Raw genomic sequence first — 14,481 nt, 5'->3', positions numbered from 1 at the left:
CATGTAGCCAAACTATATCTTTTTCTGTGTTAAAGTGTCAAGGTATTTCACAGAATATTTTCACGTTTAGTACAGTAAAAAACACCCTCAGACATTGCTGAGAGTGTTTATACTGAAAATAATAATGCTTACGCTTTGCTTTCTTTCGTGCTGGTTTTGCTTCCGCGAACCTCGCGTTTTTCCATTGTATCCGGCCTAGTGTTTTTAAGAAAGAAGGAAAGCACAAGACCGACTACGGCAGCAATTAATGCTACAAAGAAAGCTACATTAATTCCGTGAATCAAAGCGCCGCTCTGGCTCGAGACTTCGCCTGCCTGTGCTGCGCCGGAAGCGCTCTGGGACATGACGGTAATCAGTACGGCCGTACCAATCGAGCCCGCTACCTGGCGGAGCGTATTCGTCATTGCCGTTCCGTGGGCAATTAAAGAATTAGGAAGCTGATTAAGTCCCGCGGTAGTCATCGGCATCATAACCATTGCGACACCGAGCATACGAAGAGCAAACATAGTGGTCAAAAAGGCGATGGAGGAGTCCTCTGTTAAAAACATATACGGAATGGTGCCGACCGTTAACAGGGAGAGACCAGTGATGGCAAGGCCCCGGCCGCCGACTTTGTCGAAAATCCGGCCGGTAATAGGACTCATCAGCCCCATTAATAGAGCGCCCGGTAAAAGCATCAGCCCGGAGTCCAGTGCGGAAAAGCCACGTGCATTCTGAACATACAGCGGGATAAGAGTCTGGGATCCGACCATGGAGACAAAGCAGGCCATGGCCACTACAACCGTCAGTGTAAAGATAGGGTTTTTCAGCACACGAAACTCAAGTATTGGGCGTTCCACATGAAGCTGTCTCCATATAAACAGGAACAGGGCAACAGCGCCTACGGCAAGAGTGGTGAGCACTGTGGTACTTCCCCAGCCGTTGTTTCCGGCAGCACTGAATCCGTACAGCAAGCCGCCGAACCCGGCAGTTGACAGCATAATCGATAACAAATCGAGCTTTGGATGTTTAAGCTCTGTTACATTTTTCAGCAAAAAGTAAGCCAGAATAATATCTACAATGGCGATCGGAAGAATAATGTAGAAGAGCGTATTCCAGGAATACGAATCCACAACCCAGCCGGAAAGGGTAGGACCGAATGCCGGTGCAAAAGCAATGGCTAGCCCGGCGAGACCCATAGCCTGGCCGCGCTTGGAAATAGGGAACATGGTCATAATGGACGTCTGCATCAACGGAATCATGATACCGGCGCCAACGCCCTGAATAACCCGGCCGGCCATTAGCAGTCCAAAGGTTGGGGAAAGGGCGGCAAACAGTGTCCCAAGTGCAAAGGAACACATTGCAAACAAAAATAGTCCCCGGGTGGTGAATTTTTCAATAAGAAAGGCGGTGATCGGAATCATAATCCCGTTAACGAGCATAAAAACGGTTGTCACCCACTGGGCTGTGTTGGCGCTCACGTTCAAATCAGCCATAATGCTCGGGATGGCCACAGCAAGCAGGGTCTGGTTCAAAATAGCGATAAACGCTCCGGTAAGAAAGACTGCGATGATTAAATTTCTTGTTTTCGCAGGTATTTGTGTAGCTGCTTCTTCTTCAGGCATGAAAAGCCCTCCTTCGATATAATGCGTTTCACGTTCAAAAATCAATTATAAAACGAAATGGTTTTTAAAGTACTTATTAGTTTTCATCAGCATATAATAACGCCAGCTACAGGAAAAATCAAGAAAGCTGTTTTGAAGAAAACAAACATCTGACTTTTTGTGCTGACGGTTTGAAGCTTGACTGTGCAATTTTAAGAACCGGTATAGCAAGAAAACCGAAATAAATGAACGATACCGGATCCAGGAGTTACTGAATAATCTCCCGCAGAATATTAATATTAATTTGTAGATCTTCCTTTTTCTCGAGAAAACAAAACAGCGACTCCATAACAATCATTTCAGGCTCAGATTCGTAGAATTCCTGGTTTAGGCGGTCTACCGCCTCCACCCACTGTTTTTTTTCATAGGAAGGGAAGCGGTAATGAATAAAGGCCCGCACCTGCTGAATGGTCCGGTCCCAGAGCTCGTTCTGATCGATCTCTCCGTAATGCCCCTGAAGATTAAATGGCTCCATATCTTCGCTCGAAAATACAGAAGTAAAGGAGGTTTTGTGTTTGATAATACTTTCTATATTAGTAACCAATACTTCAGCGAGCTGATCGAAATCAAAGTTGTAACGGTCAACTTTCTCAGCAAAGGCGATCATTTCTCTGCTCATTCCCTGCATGCATATCGCAAGATCCCACACGAACGGTTCTATATCGGCTCCAAATGTCTCAAGAAGTGTATCCTTATGCCAGTTCACCATAATGAGCTGGCCTTGCTTTAAAAGAGCCTTGATATCATCAGACTGCTTGTTAATGGAGGCAGATTGATAAAGCATCCATACGTATTCCCGGTGCTCAACAAGCCCCTCGATTTCTCTTGAGAGCTTGGCAATAAGCTGATCCCTCGGCTGCTTAGACTGCTCATTGCGGGCGTAATTGGCACGGTGAATAATATGATTTAAATTGTCTCTTACAATTTGGGCAAGGATATCTTCCTTGGACTGAAAGATTTTATAGATCGAAGCTTTAGACATTCGGCATGCTTCAGCAATATCCTGAACTGAGGTGTGAAAAAAGCCCTGGCTGGAGAACAGCTGCATAGCGGTCTGCTGAATGTATACTTTCTTTTCATCCATGAACACACCACCTTAAAACGATCAAGTTTTTTGAGTACCTTTAAGTTTCAACTGTTTAATAATAGTAGATTTTCACAATAAAAGCAACATCTTTGACTATCTTTAAAAAAATATTTAAGATAAAGAACGTAAAACTGACTAAAAAGATAGGAATGGGGGATTATAATGGCAGTAACAGTACAGCCCGTTTCCCAGCAGGAAACTGCCGAAAGGGCTTCCAAGAAACTAGGGGCCCCGCAGAATAAGCTGGTTACCGGCGGTTTAATTGTATTTGCTATTTTAACGTTATATTTGGCTTTAACCCAGGCAATCGTGCAGCCGCTCCTGCTTACGATCGGCCTTCTTCTGGGATATACACTTTTTCATGCCAGGTTTGGATTTACTTCGGCATTTCGCCGCTTAATGTCCGTAGGTAACGGTCAGGCGCTGCGGGCACACATGGTAATGCTTGCAGCAGCGGTGACTTTGTTTGCACCTATTCTTGCTGTTGGCTCGACCTTTTTTGGTGGTGACGTGGCCGGATATGTCAGTCCAGTCGGTGTGAGTGTAGTCGTTGGATCGTTTATGTTCGGGCTTGGCATGCAGCTCGGAGGGGGCTGCGCTTCCGGGACATTATATGCGGTAGGCGGTGGCCGGACAAACATGTTCATTACACTGCTCTTTTTCATCGTTGGATCTACCGTTGGGGCGTATCACCTTTCCTTCTGGACAGATGAAACACCTTCCTTTGGCTCGATTTCGCTTGCTACGTCGACCGGTCTCGGGTATACAGGGGCATGGATAGTATCTTTACTCATTTTTGCCGCTGTAATTGCAATAACATTAATTGTTGATAAAAAGAAAAATCCTCCGGCAATGGCTACTCTGCCGACAGCAAGCGGCTGGAAACGCATTTTCCGCGGTTCCTGGCCAATGATGATTGCAGCAGTAGTGCTTGCTGTATTAAATGCGTTAACCCTGCTTACACGCGGCCAGCCATGGGGTATTACCTCGGCGTTTGCACTCTGGGGATCCAAAGCTGCTGAAGCTGTAGGTATCAATGCTTCGGGCTGGGATTACTGGAGCGGAGAAAGCGCCCAGGCGCTGCAGACGACAATTTTTGCGGACTCCACTACCGTGCTGAACTTTGGTGTTATTTTAGGCGCCTTTATTGCTTCAGCTGCGGGCGGCCTGTTTAAGTTTACGAAAGTAACGGTGGGCAACGCTTCTGCTTCTATTATTGGTGGTCTTTTGATGGGATACGGAGCGAGGCTCGCTTTTGGATGTAACATCGGTGCTTACTTTGGCGGCATTGCCTCGTTTAGTGTACACGGTTATGTATGGGCAGTATTTGCATTGGCAGGCACATTTCTGGCTCTGTTTCTGCGGCCGTTATTCGGACTGTCTGTACCAAAGCCAAAAGATACGTTCTGTTAATACGAAAAAACCTTCCTGGCGTTCAGGAAGGTTTTTTAATGGAAATTGAGCATTTTACTCAAAAATATTAATTTTTTCCTCAATGGACGTTCTTGGCTTGGCTTTTGGTATTTTCTCAAAATAGCCGAGCTGCAGCATGCCAACAATTGTTTCTTCCGGATCGATGCCAAGCGACTGCTTGAAGCGGTTTGAATAGATATAGTCACCGGTTTTCCAAATCATACCGATATTTTGCTCCCAGCTTAACAGCTGAAAATTTTGGATAAGGGTAGAGGCTGCGCCAAAATCCTCTTCCCATTTTTCCGTTTTTTGCTCTGCCTGATTAACGACAAGCAGGGCCCCGGGAAGCTCAGAAATTTGAGACCGTACTTTTTCAGGCTTTTTTGAACCTTCATGCTCCTGATAGTCAGCGAGGGCTTCTGCAAGCTTTTCCGTGCCGCTGCCAAGAAACAGCAGAAAACGCCACGGCTCACGCACACCATGATCAGGTGCCCATTTGGATATTTCGAGCAGTTCAAGGATGGTTTCTTTATGCACCGGCTGGTCCGTGAATTTTTTGATGCTCCGGCGGGATTGAATGGTCTGGGCGAGGGGAGTATCGGCTATATCAGTCATAAGAAGTGCCTCCTAGATTGAAAATGATTATCATTTAATATTTTAACATATAGGCGAATGAAATAGGAAAAGCTGTAATTTAAATTGAGATGGGTATAGTAATGCGGGATATTAAAATAAAAGCTAAACCTGTTTGTAAAATAGAGCGTCCCGCTGTGCCACAGCGGGACGCTCTATTAGTTATAGATGCTTATTTGCTTCAGTGAGCACGTTTTGAATAGAAGCCCCGGGGAAGGTTAAATCCGCCCAGGAATCGAGTTCTGTTTCTTCCTGATTTACAATAACGAGCCTGGCTCCGCTTTCTTTTGCTTCTATCGGAAAAAGGGAAGCAGGGGCTACCTGGAGGCTTGACCCGAGAACAATAAATAAATCACAGGCTGCGGTGGCCTCCTGTGCCTGCTGGATAGCCTGCTCCGGAAGCATTTCCCCAAACAAAACGATGTCCGGCCGGAGCCTGCCTCCGCAGTGTGGACAGTGGGAAGATCCGTTTAAAAAGTCTTTCTGTGATGCCTGCCGGCCGCAAATATGGCAGTTAATCTCCCGCAGACTGCCGTGCAAAGCAGAAACATGCTGCTGGCCGGCCGCCTGATGAAAGCCATCAACGTTTTGGGTGATTACGTGCTGCAGCAGATCTTGTTGTTCCCATTGAGCCAGAATTTCGTGCCCTTTATTTGGTGATGCACCGAGCAGCGACTGCAGTCGCCATTGGTAGAACTTTGTGAAAGCTTCATTTTGATGTTCCAGTGCTTCGACTGTCGCCAGCTGTTTCGGATCATGATTGCTCCAAAGCCCTGAGGATGACCGGAAATCGGGGAGTCCGCTATCCGTGGACATTCCGGCACCGGTCATGACGACACTGTAATTAGAGCCTTGAAGCCATTCCGCTAATTGTCTGCTCACCTTGATCCTCCTGTCATATAGTTATGGATTAAAGCTGTAATCCTAATACCCATCTTTGTCTGCCACTTACACTAATAATAAAAGAAAGATGCTCCTGAGGAGAGCAACGTGCTAAAATAAAAAGATAAAAGCATAAAAAAACACCAGCCTGGAAAGCCTAGTGTGTTCGTTGTATAAGAATGGTGCGGATGAGAGGATTCGAACCTCCAAGAGCGTAAGCTCACACGGACCTGAACCGTGCGCGTCTGCCAGTTCCGCCACATCCGCAAGACAAATTCTATTATAACCAGTAGCAGCGAATTGTGCAATAGAAAATTTGCTGTTTTTTTATTAGAATAGTACGATTAAAGCTAAATGGACAGGAAAGTGAGTCGTCGAAAATGAGTGAAAAGAGAGACCAGGGATTCGGGCAGCGATTATACGAAGCGATTATGGTGATACTTGCCATTCTCTCTGTAGGAACGCTTTGGTATGAAACAGAAGCTTCCGGTTATATTATTTGGACAACCTGGGCGTTATTTACGCTTGATTATGCTTTCCGTTTTTTTCGTGCAGAGAAGAAATGGGAATTTGTAAAATCCCACCCGTTTTTATTAATAGCTATTATACCGGCAGATGCTATTTTTCAATTCGCACGCCTGGCAAGAATCATTCACCTTTTCCGTCTTAAAACAATCACCAAATTTTATACGATGCCGCTTATTCGTTATTTAAGCCGCCAGCATCAATATTACGTTTGGGGCGGTATTTCAATATTGTATATTTGTTTTGTTCTTTGGGTGTGGGGCATCGAACCTCCGGCGGATTCGCTGTGGACATCTGCTATAAGCGTACTTATGGCACTCGTGATGTTTGGACGTTCCAACATTGAGCCGGTTACAGTACTTGGCCAGGGGACGATGGTAGTGCTTAGTTTGTTTGGGGTTATTTTATATGGTTTAATTTTAACCTATGTGTTTGAATACATTTCCGTAAGGTATTGGAAAAATAAAGTAAAAAAATGGTTTCCTTTTAATTAAAATCAGGTCTGCATTCAATGGAGCTTCGTTGAACCGCAGTATAGCAGGAAATATGTTAGAAAATAACATAAAATTGTTGCAAACATGTGACAGGAGAGTATGATAGAAATATATCAAAGGAGGGGTAAACATGTGGGCTTTGCATTTGGTTCAGAATATGCGCTTTGTTGTAATGGGGCTCTTATCCCTTTCGGCACTCAGCATTTTTGCTTTTCAGTCGGTAGAGATTGTTCACGCGTTTCTTGAAACGTTTAGACGCCGCTAATAAAAAGAATACCATGCAGCAGAAATACCTGGCTGCCGGGTATTCTTTTTTGTATATTCGTCTGTTGAAATCAGCAAGAAAAAACCTCTCTCCAACAAGGAGAGAGGCTCATATATGGCTTAATTAGTTTTTAGTGACGTTTGCAGCTTGTGGGCCGCGGTCGCCTTCTACTATTTCGAATTCTACCGTTTGTCCTTCTTCTAAGGTTTTAAAGCCTTCTTCCTGGATAGCGGAGAAGTGAACGAAAACGTCGTCTGCACCTTCGCGTTCGATGAAGCCAAAACCTTTTTCTGCGTTAAACCACTTAACTGTACCTTGTTCCATAAAAATAATCCTCCTGCGTGCCCTGTGGCACAAATAATACTTATCTTGCAAACCGCATAGTTCCAAGTTCAGAAGCTAAAACCCTAACCTTGTTCAAACTAACGGATCAAAATAGTAATCTAATTGTATCATGTTAACCAAATTATAGCAACAGACTTTATTATTTAAATATTAAAGAATGAGTAATCTTTTTTGAAAAGAAAAAAGCCACTCTCTCAAATGAGAGCGGCTTTATATGGTTTAATTAGTTTTTAGTGACGTTTGCAGCTTGTGGGCCGCGGTCGCCTTCTACTATTTCGAATTCTACCGTTTGTCCTTCTTCTAAGGTTTTAAAGCCTTCTTCCTGGATAGCGGAGAAGTGAACGAAAACGTCGTCTGCACCTTCGCGTTCGATGAAGCCAAAACCTTTTTCTGCGTTAAACCACTTAACTGTACCTTGTTCCATAAAAATAATCCTCCTGCGTGCCTCATGGCACAAATGTTACTTATCTTGCAAACCGCGTAGTACCAAGTTCAGAAGCTAAAACCCTAACCTTGTTCTGACTAACGGATCAAAATAGTAATCTCATCTTATCATGTGCTCCAAACAATAGCAACACATTTTGCGAACGAATTTTAAAGACATTAATATCAAGTGTTCCGCTGCTTGAAACGAATTGCATCTTTTACTGTCCCAAAGGTCTGAAAAGCGGAAAAATCAAAGTCCATATCTTTGGACCTTACCGCAAGACTTGGAGAAATCCCGGTTACAATCAATTCTGTGCCAAGCAGTTTCAGAAGATCATTTAGAGTGAAGATTCCTTTCATAATATCGTCATTCAATGTCGAAAGACCGGAAAGGTCGACGATGAGCGTTTCCACTTTGGAGTGGTGAATTACGTCAGTAATATTTGTGAAAATAATCTTTAGTCTCTGCTCATCGACGTTACCGATTAGTGGCATCGCGTATACACTATTAATGATAGGAACGATGGGAGTGGATAAAAGACTGATTTCATTGAAATACTCTAAAGCATCTTTTTCAGCATTCTTTTGTTTTGTAATATCTTTTTGCACTCCAATAAAATAATATTTATCTTCTTCCGATTCATATACAGGGTCAATGTGAAGCTCGTTCCAAAACATAGTGCCGTCTTTCCGGTAGTTAATAATTTCAATCGAAATGGGTTCGTATGTTTTCAGCGCTTCTCTCATACGCCCGATAGTATGAACGTCGCTTTCCGGTCCCTGGAGAAAACGGCAGTTGCTTCCAAGAATCTCTTCTGCGGAATAGCCGGTTAAATTGCAAAAGCCACTGTTTGTATAGATGATAGGATTGTCTTCTATATCAGGGTCAGTAATGATTACTCCGACCCGGGTATGATCAACGGCTGTGAGCAGTAAAGAATTAGTTGGGGTTTTTAATGGGAAGTCCTGATTCATGATTTCGGCCACTCCTTAATCGTGGAATTGTTTTCAAAGTAAAATGCCTCCAGGCAGTCATTTTCACTTAATCTTCAATGATTTTATAACAGCTTTTCACCGCGGGCAACTGCCGTATTTACTATTTCTTCAGCTTATGTGAAAGGCGGTCCAATCAATTACCTTGGTGCGATGAATGTTTAAAAAGTGGAGTAAACGTGTATAGTAACTATTGGAATCAATCGTTATTAAGTTGAATGGAGGAGTTATGTATGGCAGAAACAATATTTACTTCAAAAGCTACTGTAGAAGGCGGACGTGAAGGTCATGTTCGTTCTGAAGATGGAATGATTGATGTGAATCTGGAACAGCCGGGTTCAGGTTCTTCCAAATCAGGATCCAATCCGGAGCAGCTTTTTGCATCGGGCTATGCAGCCTGCTTTGACGGTATGCTGAACCTGCAGGCAAGCAAGAAGAATAAAGACGTTTCTTCTAAAACAACTGCAGCTGTCAGTCTGCAAAAAGACGAATCCGACGGCATGTTTCAATTGGCTGCTGAACTCACGGTAGAAATCAGCGGTGTTTCAAAAGAGGAAGCAGACGAATTAGTGGATCTTGCTCACCAGTACTGCCCTTATTCCAAAGCGACAAGAAACAACATTGAAGTAAAGGTTCAATCTGAAGTGAAATAAAGACGTAAAGAGGGTCCGCAGTGAAAAGCGGACCCTCTTTATATGTATACCGCTGCTTTCGGAGAAAGCAGGGCAGAGATTAACGTGAAAGGTTTTCTTTAAAATCATACATCGGAGAACGGAGAGTGATGATACACTCTTTATGATAGTACTCTTTAACACCCTGGAGGAGCGCCTGCTCAGAATCGCAATAATAAATCTGTCCACGGCCTAAGTCCATTTGCTCGATATCTTTAAGTGTTCCCACCGTGACTTGCCTTCCGGAACGGTCAACAAAATAAGCAAATTTATTCTCCACAGCCATTTGCCCGTCCTCCTTACATAATTATATGCACAATTAAATGAAAATTTTGTAATTTAATTATATCGTCATTTTCATACACTGTTCAATGCGGTTTATGTTACGTTTTCATTACAATTAAATGATCAGTGTGAATTTGTAGTTAATTTCTATGGAATATGAAAATTAGATGGATTTCTTTTCATGAATATGGTAATGTTAATTAGTTCATACGATAATGATCGAATAAGCATAAAAGGGGAATATATACTTGACTTTATTTTCAGAACTAAGATTGGAATCACCTATTCTTCAAGCTATTGAAGAAATGGGATTTGAAGAAGCAACACCCATACAATCGGAAGTTATTCCAAAAGCGAAGAACGGAACGGATATTATTGGCCAGGCACAAACTGGCACAGGAAAAACTGCAGCTTTCGGCATACCGCTTCTTGAAGCAGCCGATAAAACAGCAAACGCTCCGCAGGGCATTGTACTTGCACCTACTAGAGAGCTTGCTGTGCAGGTATCCGAAGAATTAAACCGCCTCGGAAAGCATAAACGTGTTACAGCAGTAGCCGTTTACGGAGGACAGGATATTCAGCGCCAAATTAAAGCGCTGAAAAGAAAACCACAAATCATTGTAGCAACGCCGGGGCGTTTAATGGATCACGTGCGGAGAAAAACGATCGACCTCGGAAAAATGAATACAGTGGTGCTTGATGAAGCAGACGAGATGCTCAGCATGGGATTTGTGGATGACATTGAAGAAATCTTAAAGGATATCCCAGAGCCAAGACAGATGCTTTTATTCTCAGCTACAATGCCTCCAAAGCTGAAGCGTGTAGCAGATAAATTCATGACTAACCCTGAACAGGTTCAAGTGAAAAATAAAAGCATGACAGTAGCGAAGATCGATCAGTATTATATCGAAGTGAACGAACAGGAAAAGTTCGAAACGCTTTGTAATATGCTCGATTATACTCCGCCGGAGCTTGCGATTGTTTTCGGACGCACGAAGCGCCGCGTGGATGAACTCGCAGAAGCATTATCAAGACGCGGTTATGCAGCAGAAGGCATTCATGGCGACATGAAGCAGGCTCAAAGAGATAAAGTGCTTCAGAAATTCAAAAAAGGTACGATTGAGCTATTGATCGCTACTGACGTAGCTGCCCGCGGCATTGACGTGAGCGGTGTCACACACGTATACAACTTTGACCTTCCGCAGGATCCGGAAAGCTATGTGCACCGGATCGGCCGTACAGGACGGGCAGGAAACGAAGGCGTGGCATACAGCTTCGTACCGTCGAGAGAAATGACGCATCTGCGTCTTATCGAAAAAACGGTTCAGGCCAAATTGAAAAAAGCGCCAAAGCCGACGAGAAACGATGCAGTTGAAGGACGTGCCCAGCAGGCCGTACAAAAACTGGTCGGATCGATGGAAGTCGACGATAACGAATACTGGGAGCGTACAGCAGAAGAGCTGCTGAATGAATACGAGGCAAAAGAAATCGTAGCAGCAGCGCTTAAAATGAACGCACGCGAGGTAAAAGAAGAGCCGGTAAAACTTACTTCGGAAGCACCGCTTCGTAATAAGGGCTCTAAAGGCCAGGGCAAGTCTTCCTCGAAATATAAGCAAAAGCGTCCTCAGGGGCAGGGTCACGGCTCCAGTAAAAACAGCCGGCCGCCAAGAAACAAAAAGAAAAGAATGGATCTTTCCTAAGTCTAATTTTTCGCATAAGAGCACTTTCCCAGCCTGATGGGAAGTGCTTTTTTGTTTTCCGGGCTTTAATCAGCCCTGGGTTTTTCAGGAGCGCGAGCAAGTATGCTAAGATAGGAAAGGACGAGAAAGGAACGGTGAGAACATGAGTCTGCTTGTAGCAGAAAATCTATACCAGACAACCGGCACGAAGGTGCTTTTTGACCATATTTCATTTACGATCGAGCCTGGAGACCGTATCGGGCTGATCGGCGTTAACGGGACAGGGAAATCTTCGCTTCTACGCGTGATTTCTGAAATTGATTCCTCGGAGAAGGGAAAGCTTCAGCATTCCAAACAGCTGAGGATTGAATACCTGCCACAGGATCCGGAGCTGCCGGAGGAAGAAAACCTGATTGATTATTTGTATGAAGGCTCTTCCGATATTATGAGAGCAGTGAAAGACTATGAAAAAGCCCAGGCACGTTTAGAGCAGGAGCCTGAAAGTGAAGCTGCACAGGAACAGTGGATGAAGGCCCAGCAGAAGATGGACCAGCTCGGAGCATGGGAAGCAGGCACTGTAGCCCAGCAGGTGTTAAACAGACTGGGCCTGACAGTCTATAACCAAAAAATTAATGAACTCTCCGGCGGCCAGCGTAAAAGAGCTTCCATTGCCCGGGCACTTATTCAGGACTGCGATATTCTTATTCTTGACGAGCCGACGAACCATCTCGACGATGAGTCGATTAACTGGCTTGAAAAATATTTGTCCAACTACAACGGAGCTTTAATATTAGTCACGCACGACCGTTATTTCTTAAACCGGGTTACAAATAAAATTTTTGAATTGGAACGAGGCCGGCTCTATGAGTATGACGGCAACTATGAACTCTTTCTGGAAAAACGGGCAGAGCGCGAAGCAAATGAAGCGCATGCCGAAGCCAAACGGCAGAACACATTAAAGCGTGAGCTGGCCTGGCTTCAGAAGCAGCCGAAGGCTCGCGGTACAAAACAGAAAGCCCGGAAAGAAAGGGCAGAATCTTTAAAACAGCAGGAGGGGCCTCCAAAGAAAGAAGAACTGCAGGTTCCGGTAGGTTCTACGAGGCTTGGAAAGAAAGTAATAGAAGCGGAGGATCTGGAAAAGTCCTACGGAGAGAAGAATATGTTTTCCCAGTTTAACTATATGTTTACACCTGGAGAAAAAATAGGAATTGTCGGTCCAAACGGTACTGGAAAAACGACGCTTTTAAACATTCTTGCCAACCGCATCGAGCCGGATGCCGGGGATGTCGTTTACGGTCCGACCGTAAAGCTTGGCTACTACTCGCAGCAGCAGGAAGAATTGGATGAATCCAAACGTGTCCTCGAATATATTCGTGATATTGCCGAAGTTATATACACTGTTAACGGGGAAAGTATTTCGGCAGAGCAGATGCTTGAACGCTTTCTGTTCGAGCGCGAGGACCAGTGGACATATATTTCCCGGTTGTCCGGCGGTGAAAAAAAGAGAGTGTATCTGCTCAGTATTTTAATGACCGAGCCGAACGTATTGTTTATGGACGAGCCGACGAACGATCTGGATGTACAGACGCTCAGCGTACTCGAAGAATACCTGCAGCAGTTCCCGGGCGTAGTCGTCACCGTTTCCCACGACCGCTATTTTCTTGACCGGGTAGCTGAAAAGCTGTTTGTGTTTAATGAATCATCCCAGGTCACCTTATTCGAAGGGAACTATTCAGAATTTATGAGTTCAGAAAAGGATGATTCCCGGCCGGCCCTCAGTAAAGAGAAAAAGCCGGAGCCGGCAGCTGTGAGCAGCGCGGCTGGTGAAAAGAAAAAAATGTCCTATAAACAAAAGCAGGAATGGGACCAGATCGAAGAGCGCATTGCCCGTCTTGAAGATGAACTGGCAGAAGCAGAGCAACAGATGGAGCAGAGCGGCAGTGACCTCGCTGCCATCGAAAAATGGTCCAGCATCCAGAAGGAAACCAATGAAAAGCTGGACCAGGCGATGACACGCTGGGCCGAGCTCTCGGAAATAGCAGAAGAACAGTAAAATCCAGCAGTCTCTTAAAAGAGGCTGCTGCTTTTTTTGAAGAAACAGGCTCTATACGTTTATTCACGTGACTTTAAGGCTATAATACCTACATGTAATATATTTGCGCATACTTATATCCGAATATATAGTAGTGTCTTTTTCTAGATTAAAGGAGTGAAAGAATGACAATAGAAGAAAGAGAAAATATAAAAATTACGCTCGACAAAGTATGCGGGAAGTGGAAGGCAGTCATTCTTATGGAGCTGGTCGGAAAAACGCTGCGTTTCAGTGAGATTAAACAGCAGCTGCAGCAGATTAATCATCAGACGTTAATCAAGCAGCTCAAGGAGCTTGAACATGACGGCTTAGTATTGCGTCACGCTTACGCGGTGGTCCCGCCAAAGGTGGAATATTCCCTGACAAGCTACGGGGAGTCACTCGAATCACTCCTGCGGGAGCTGGAAAAATGGGGGAGAGAACACAAAATAAAAATGGAAGAAGAAGGAAAAAGCTCTTCCGGAAGCAGTGGCTGCTGATGAGTATGATGGAAAATGACGTATGGAAACTGGGCATTGTGGAAGCAATAGAGCCGATGGGGGAAGGGTCGCGTGTTTGTATAGACGCAGCAGATGTTTTATCTCCAGCGGAAGGCCTGCTCGTCGGAGACACAGGGCACGGGTATATTTATACGCTTTCGGAAAACCGTACGACGAGCACATACCCAGCCCGTGTGTTTCGCATCAACGCAGGCGCAGTGCACCAGTACATTTTTGAAGAGGGAAAGACGAGATATCTTGCAGAAATAGAGCAGGATGAACCCGTGACCGTATACGAGGCAACAGCTTCGCGCCAGGTGCCGGTAGGCAGGGTGAAAATTGAAAAACGCGAGCTTGTGAGAGTAAAGGTCCGCGCAGGGGACGTGAATTTGTCGGCTACTCTGCAGTGGGCGGACAGCGTTTATTTAATGACGGATCAATACGAGCCGATGGCCTTAAAAGACTGCCGGCCCGGGGACCGGATCTACTGCAGAACCGATGAGCCTGGACGTCATCTAGGACAGGCTGTACAGGAAGAAATAGAGGAGAGGTAATGAAAAGCATGCTTT

At 44.8% G+C, this 14,481-nt stretch carries 16 protein-coding genes and 1 tRNA gene; 8 read left to right on the top strand and 9 right to left on the bottom strand.

The features are described from left to right. Positions 1-128: 128 nt before the first annotated feature. Together SIC45_RS11345 and SIC45_RS11340 are read right to left on the bottom strand one after the other, a co-directional pair. Positions 129-1,604: an MDR family MFS transporter gene (locus tag SIC45_RS11345; RefSeq protein ID WP_319632207.1), complete on the bottom strand. Its 1,476-nt coding sequence runs from the start codon at positions 1,602-1,604 to the stop codon at positions 129-131. Positions 1,605-1,851: 247 nt separating this feature from the next. Continuing rightward, positions 1,852-2,727, bottom strand: coding sequence for a TetR/AcrR family transcriptional regulator (locus SIC45_RS11340; protein ID WP_298788270.1), 876 nt, complete (start codon positions 2,725-2,727; stop codon positions 1,852-1,854). 165 nt (positions 2,728-2,892) lie between these two features. Here SIC45_RS11340 and SIC45_RS11335 point away from each other — a divergent pair, with 165 nt between their 5' ends. After that, positions 2,893-4,143, top strand: coding sequence for a YeeE/YedE family protein (locus tag SIC45_RS11335; protein ID WP_298788268.1), 1,251 nt, complete (start codon positions 2,893-2,895; stop codon positions 4,141-4,143). A gap of 54 nt (positions 4,144-4,197) precedes the next feature. Here SIC45_RS11335 and SIC45_RS11330 read toward each other — a convergent pair whose 3' ends face one another. The 3 genes from SIC45_RS11330 to SIC45_RS11320 form a co-directional block, all read right to left on the bottom strand. Then, positions 4,198-4,758 (bottom strand): nitroreductase, encoded by a 561-nt coding sequence (locus SIC45_RS11330; protein WP_319632206.1) that lies wholly within the window; start codon positions 4,756-4,758, stop codon positions 4,198-4,200. 180 nt (positions 4,759-4,938) lie between these two features. Beyond that, positions 4,939-5,658 (bottom strand): NAD-dependent deacylase, encoded by a 720-nt coding sequence (locus SIC45_RS11325; RefSeq protein ID WP_319632205.1) that lies wholly within the window; start codon positions 5,656-5,658, stop codon positions 4,939-4,941. Between the two features lie 180 nt (positions 5,659-5,838). After that, a tRNA-Leu gene (locus tag SIC45_RS11320) sits at positions 5,839-5,925 on the bottom strand. Positions 5,926-6,038: 113 nt separating this feature from the next. Between SIC45_RS11320 and SIC45_RS11315 the strand changes: the two genes are divergently transcribed. Next, positions 6,039-6,677 carry a hypothetical protein gene (locus SIC45_RS11315; protein ID WP_298788262.1) on the top strand — a complete coding sequence of 213 codons (639 nt, stop codon included), beginning with the start codon at positions 6,039-6,041 and terminating at the stop codon, positions 6,675-6,677. A gap of 130 nt (positions 6,678-6,807) precedes the next feature. Continuing rightward, positions 6,808-6,942, top strand: coding sequence for a hypothetical protein (locus tag SIC45_RS11310; RefSeq protein WP_298788261.1), 135 nt, complete (start codon positions 6,808-6,810; stop codon positions 6,940-6,942). A 123-nt stretch (positions 6,943-7,065) separates the two neighbouring features. Here the strand turns inward: SIC45_RS11310 and SIC45_RS11305 are convergent, their stop codons facing one another. The 3 genes from SIC45_RS11305 to SIC45_RS11295 all read right to left on the bottom strand — a co-directional run bounded on the left by SIC45_RS11305 (position 7,066) and on the right by SIC45_RS11295 (position 8,688). Continuing rightward, on the bottom strand, positions 7,066-7,266 hold the full coding sequence (locus SIC45_RS11305; RefSeq protein ID WP_027847408.1) for a cold-shock protein: 201 nt from the start codon (positions 7,264-7,266) through the stop codon (positions 7,066-7,068). A gap of 244 nt (positions 7,267-7,510) precedes the next feature. Beyond that, on the bottom strand, positions 7,511-7,711 hold the full coding sequence (locus SIC45_RS11300; protein WP_027847408.1) for a cold-shock protein: 201 nt from the start codon (positions 7,709-7,711) through the stop codon (positions 7,511-7,513). A gap of 185 nt (positions 7,712-7,896) precedes the next feature. Continuing rightward, on the bottom strand, positions 7,897-8,688 hold the full coding sequence (locus tag SIC45_RS11295) for a PAS domain-containing protein (RefSeq protein WP_298788256.1): 792 nt from the start codon (positions 8,686-8,688) through the stop codon (positions 7,897-7,899). 251 nt (positions 8,689-8,939) lie between these two features. Between SIC45_RS11295 and SIC45_RS11290 the strand changes: the two genes are divergently transcribed. Next, positions 8,940-9,359 (top strand): organic hydroperoxide resistance protein, encoded by a 420-nt coding sequence (locus SIC45_RS11290; protein WP_298788255.1) that lies wholly within the window; start codon positions 8,940-8,942, stop codon positions 9,357-9,359. Between the two features lie 79 nt (positions 9,360-9,438). Here the strand turns inward: SIC45_RS11290 and SIC45_RS11285 are convergent, their stop codons facing one another. Next, positions 9,439-9,663 carry a hypothetical protein gene (locus SIC45_RS11285; protein WP_298788253.1) on the bottom strand — a complete coding sequence of 75 codons (225 nt, stop codon included), beginning with the start codon at positions 9,661-9,663 and terminating at the stop codon, positions 9,439-9,441. Positions 9,664-9,910: 247 nt separating this feature from the next. Between SIC45_RS11285 and SIC45_RS11280 the strand changes: the two genes are divergently transcribed. From SIC45_RS11280 to SIC45_RS11265, 4 genes are all read left to right on the top strand, one after another. Beyond that, on the top strand, positions 9,911-11,362 hold the full coding sequence (locus SIC45_RS11280; protein WP_298788251.1) for a DEAD/DEAH box helicase: 1,452 nt from the start codon (positions 9,911-9,913) through the stop codon (positions 11,360-11,362). Positions 11,363-11,504: 142 nt separating this feature from the next. Continuing rightward, positions 11,505-13,394, top strand: a complete 1,890-nt coding sequence (locus SIC45_RS11275; RefSeq protein ID WP_319632204.1) for an ABC-F family ATP-binding cassette domain-containing protein — start codon at positions 11,505-11,507, stop codon at positions 13,392-13,394. Between the two features lie 164 nt (positions 13,395-13,558). Then, complete coding sequence (locus tag SIC45_RS11270) at positions 13,559-13,912, top strand: winged helix-turn-helix transcriptional regulator (RefSeq protein ID WP_298788247.1); 354 nt, start codon at positions 13,559-13,561, stop codon at positions 13,910-13,912. Beyond that, positions 13,912-14,466, top strand: coding sequence for a 3-dehydroquinate synthase II (locus tag SIC45_RS11265; RefSeq protein WP_298788245.1), 555 nt, complete (start codon positions 13,912-13,914; stop codon positions 14,464-14,466). The genes SIC45_RS11270 and SIC45_RS11265 overlap by 1 nt, the downstream gene beginning before the upstream one ends. Positions 14,467-14,481 lie beyond the last annotated feature (15 nt).

It is taken from the genome of Marinococcus sp. PL1-022 (genome assembly GCF_033845285.1).
Lineage (GTDB): Bacteria > Bacillota > Bacilli > Bacillales > Marinococcaceae > Marinococcus.
This window is presented reverse-complemented; position numbering and strand designations above follow the sequence as displayed.

What these genes read in the sequence shown, in the direction of transcription:
- SIC45_RS11345 (WP_319632207.1), bottom strand. Translation starts at nt 1,604, where the DNA reads ATGCCTGAAGAAGAAGCAGCTACACAAATACCTGCGAAAACAAGAAAT.
- SIC45_RS11340 (WP_298788270.1), bottom strand. Translation starts at nt 2,727, where the DNA reads ATGGATGAAAAGAAAGTATACATTCAGCAGACCGCTATGCAGCTGTTC.
- SIC45_RS11335 (WP_298788268.1), top strand. Translation starts at nt 2,893, where the DNA reads ATGGCAGTAACAGTACAGCCCGTTTCCCAGCAGGAAACTGCCGAAAGG.
- SIC45_RS11330 (WP_319632206.1), bottom strand. Translation starts at nt 4,758, where the DNA reads ATGACTGATATAGCCGATACTCCCCTCGCCCAGACCATTCAATCCCGC.
- SIC45_RS11315 (WP_298788262.1), top strand. Translation starts at nt 6,039, where the DNA reads ATGAGTGAAAAGAGAGACCAGGGATTCGGGCAGCGATTATACGAAGCG.
- SIC45_RS11310 (WP_298788261.1), top strand. Translation starts at nt 6,808, where the DNA reads ATGTGGGCTTTGCATTTGGTTCAGAATATGCGCTTTGTTGTAATGGGG.
- SIC45_RS11305 (WP_027847408.1), bottom strand. Translation starts at nt 7,266, where the DNA reads ATGGAACAAGGTACAGTTAAGTGGTTTAACGCAGAAAAAGGTTTTGGC.
- SIC45_RS11300 (WP_027847408.1), bottom strand. Translation starts at nt 7,711, where the DNA reads ATGGAACAAGGTACAGTTAAGTGGTTTAACGCAGAAAAAGGTTTTGGC.
- SIC45_RS11295 (WP_298788256.1), bottom strand. Translation starts at nt 8,688, where the DNA reads ATGAATCAGGACTTCCCATTAAAAACCCCAACTAATTCTTTACTGCTC.
- SIC45_RS11290 (WP_298788255.1), top strand. Translation starts at nt 8,940, where the DNA reads ATGGCAGAAACAATATTTACTTCAAAAGCTACTGTAGAAGGCGGACGT.
- SIC45_RS11285 (WP_298788253.1), bottom strand. Translation starts at nt 9,663, where the DNA reads ATGGCTGTGGAGAATAAATTTGCTTATTTTGTTGACCGTTCCGGAAGG.
- SIC45_RS11275 (WP_319632204.1), top strand. Translation starts at nt 11,505, where the DNA reads ATGAGTCTGCTTGTAGCAGAAAATCTATACCAGACAACCGGCACGAAG.
- SIC45_RS11270 (WP_298788247.1), top strand. Translation starts at nt 13,559, where the DNA reads ATGACAATAGAAGAAAGAGAAAATATAAAAATTACGCTCGACAAAGTA.
- SIC45_RS11265 (WP_298788245.1), top strand. Translation starts at nt 13,912, where the DNA reads ATGAGTATGATGGAAAATGACGTATGGAAACTGGGCATTGTGGAAGCA.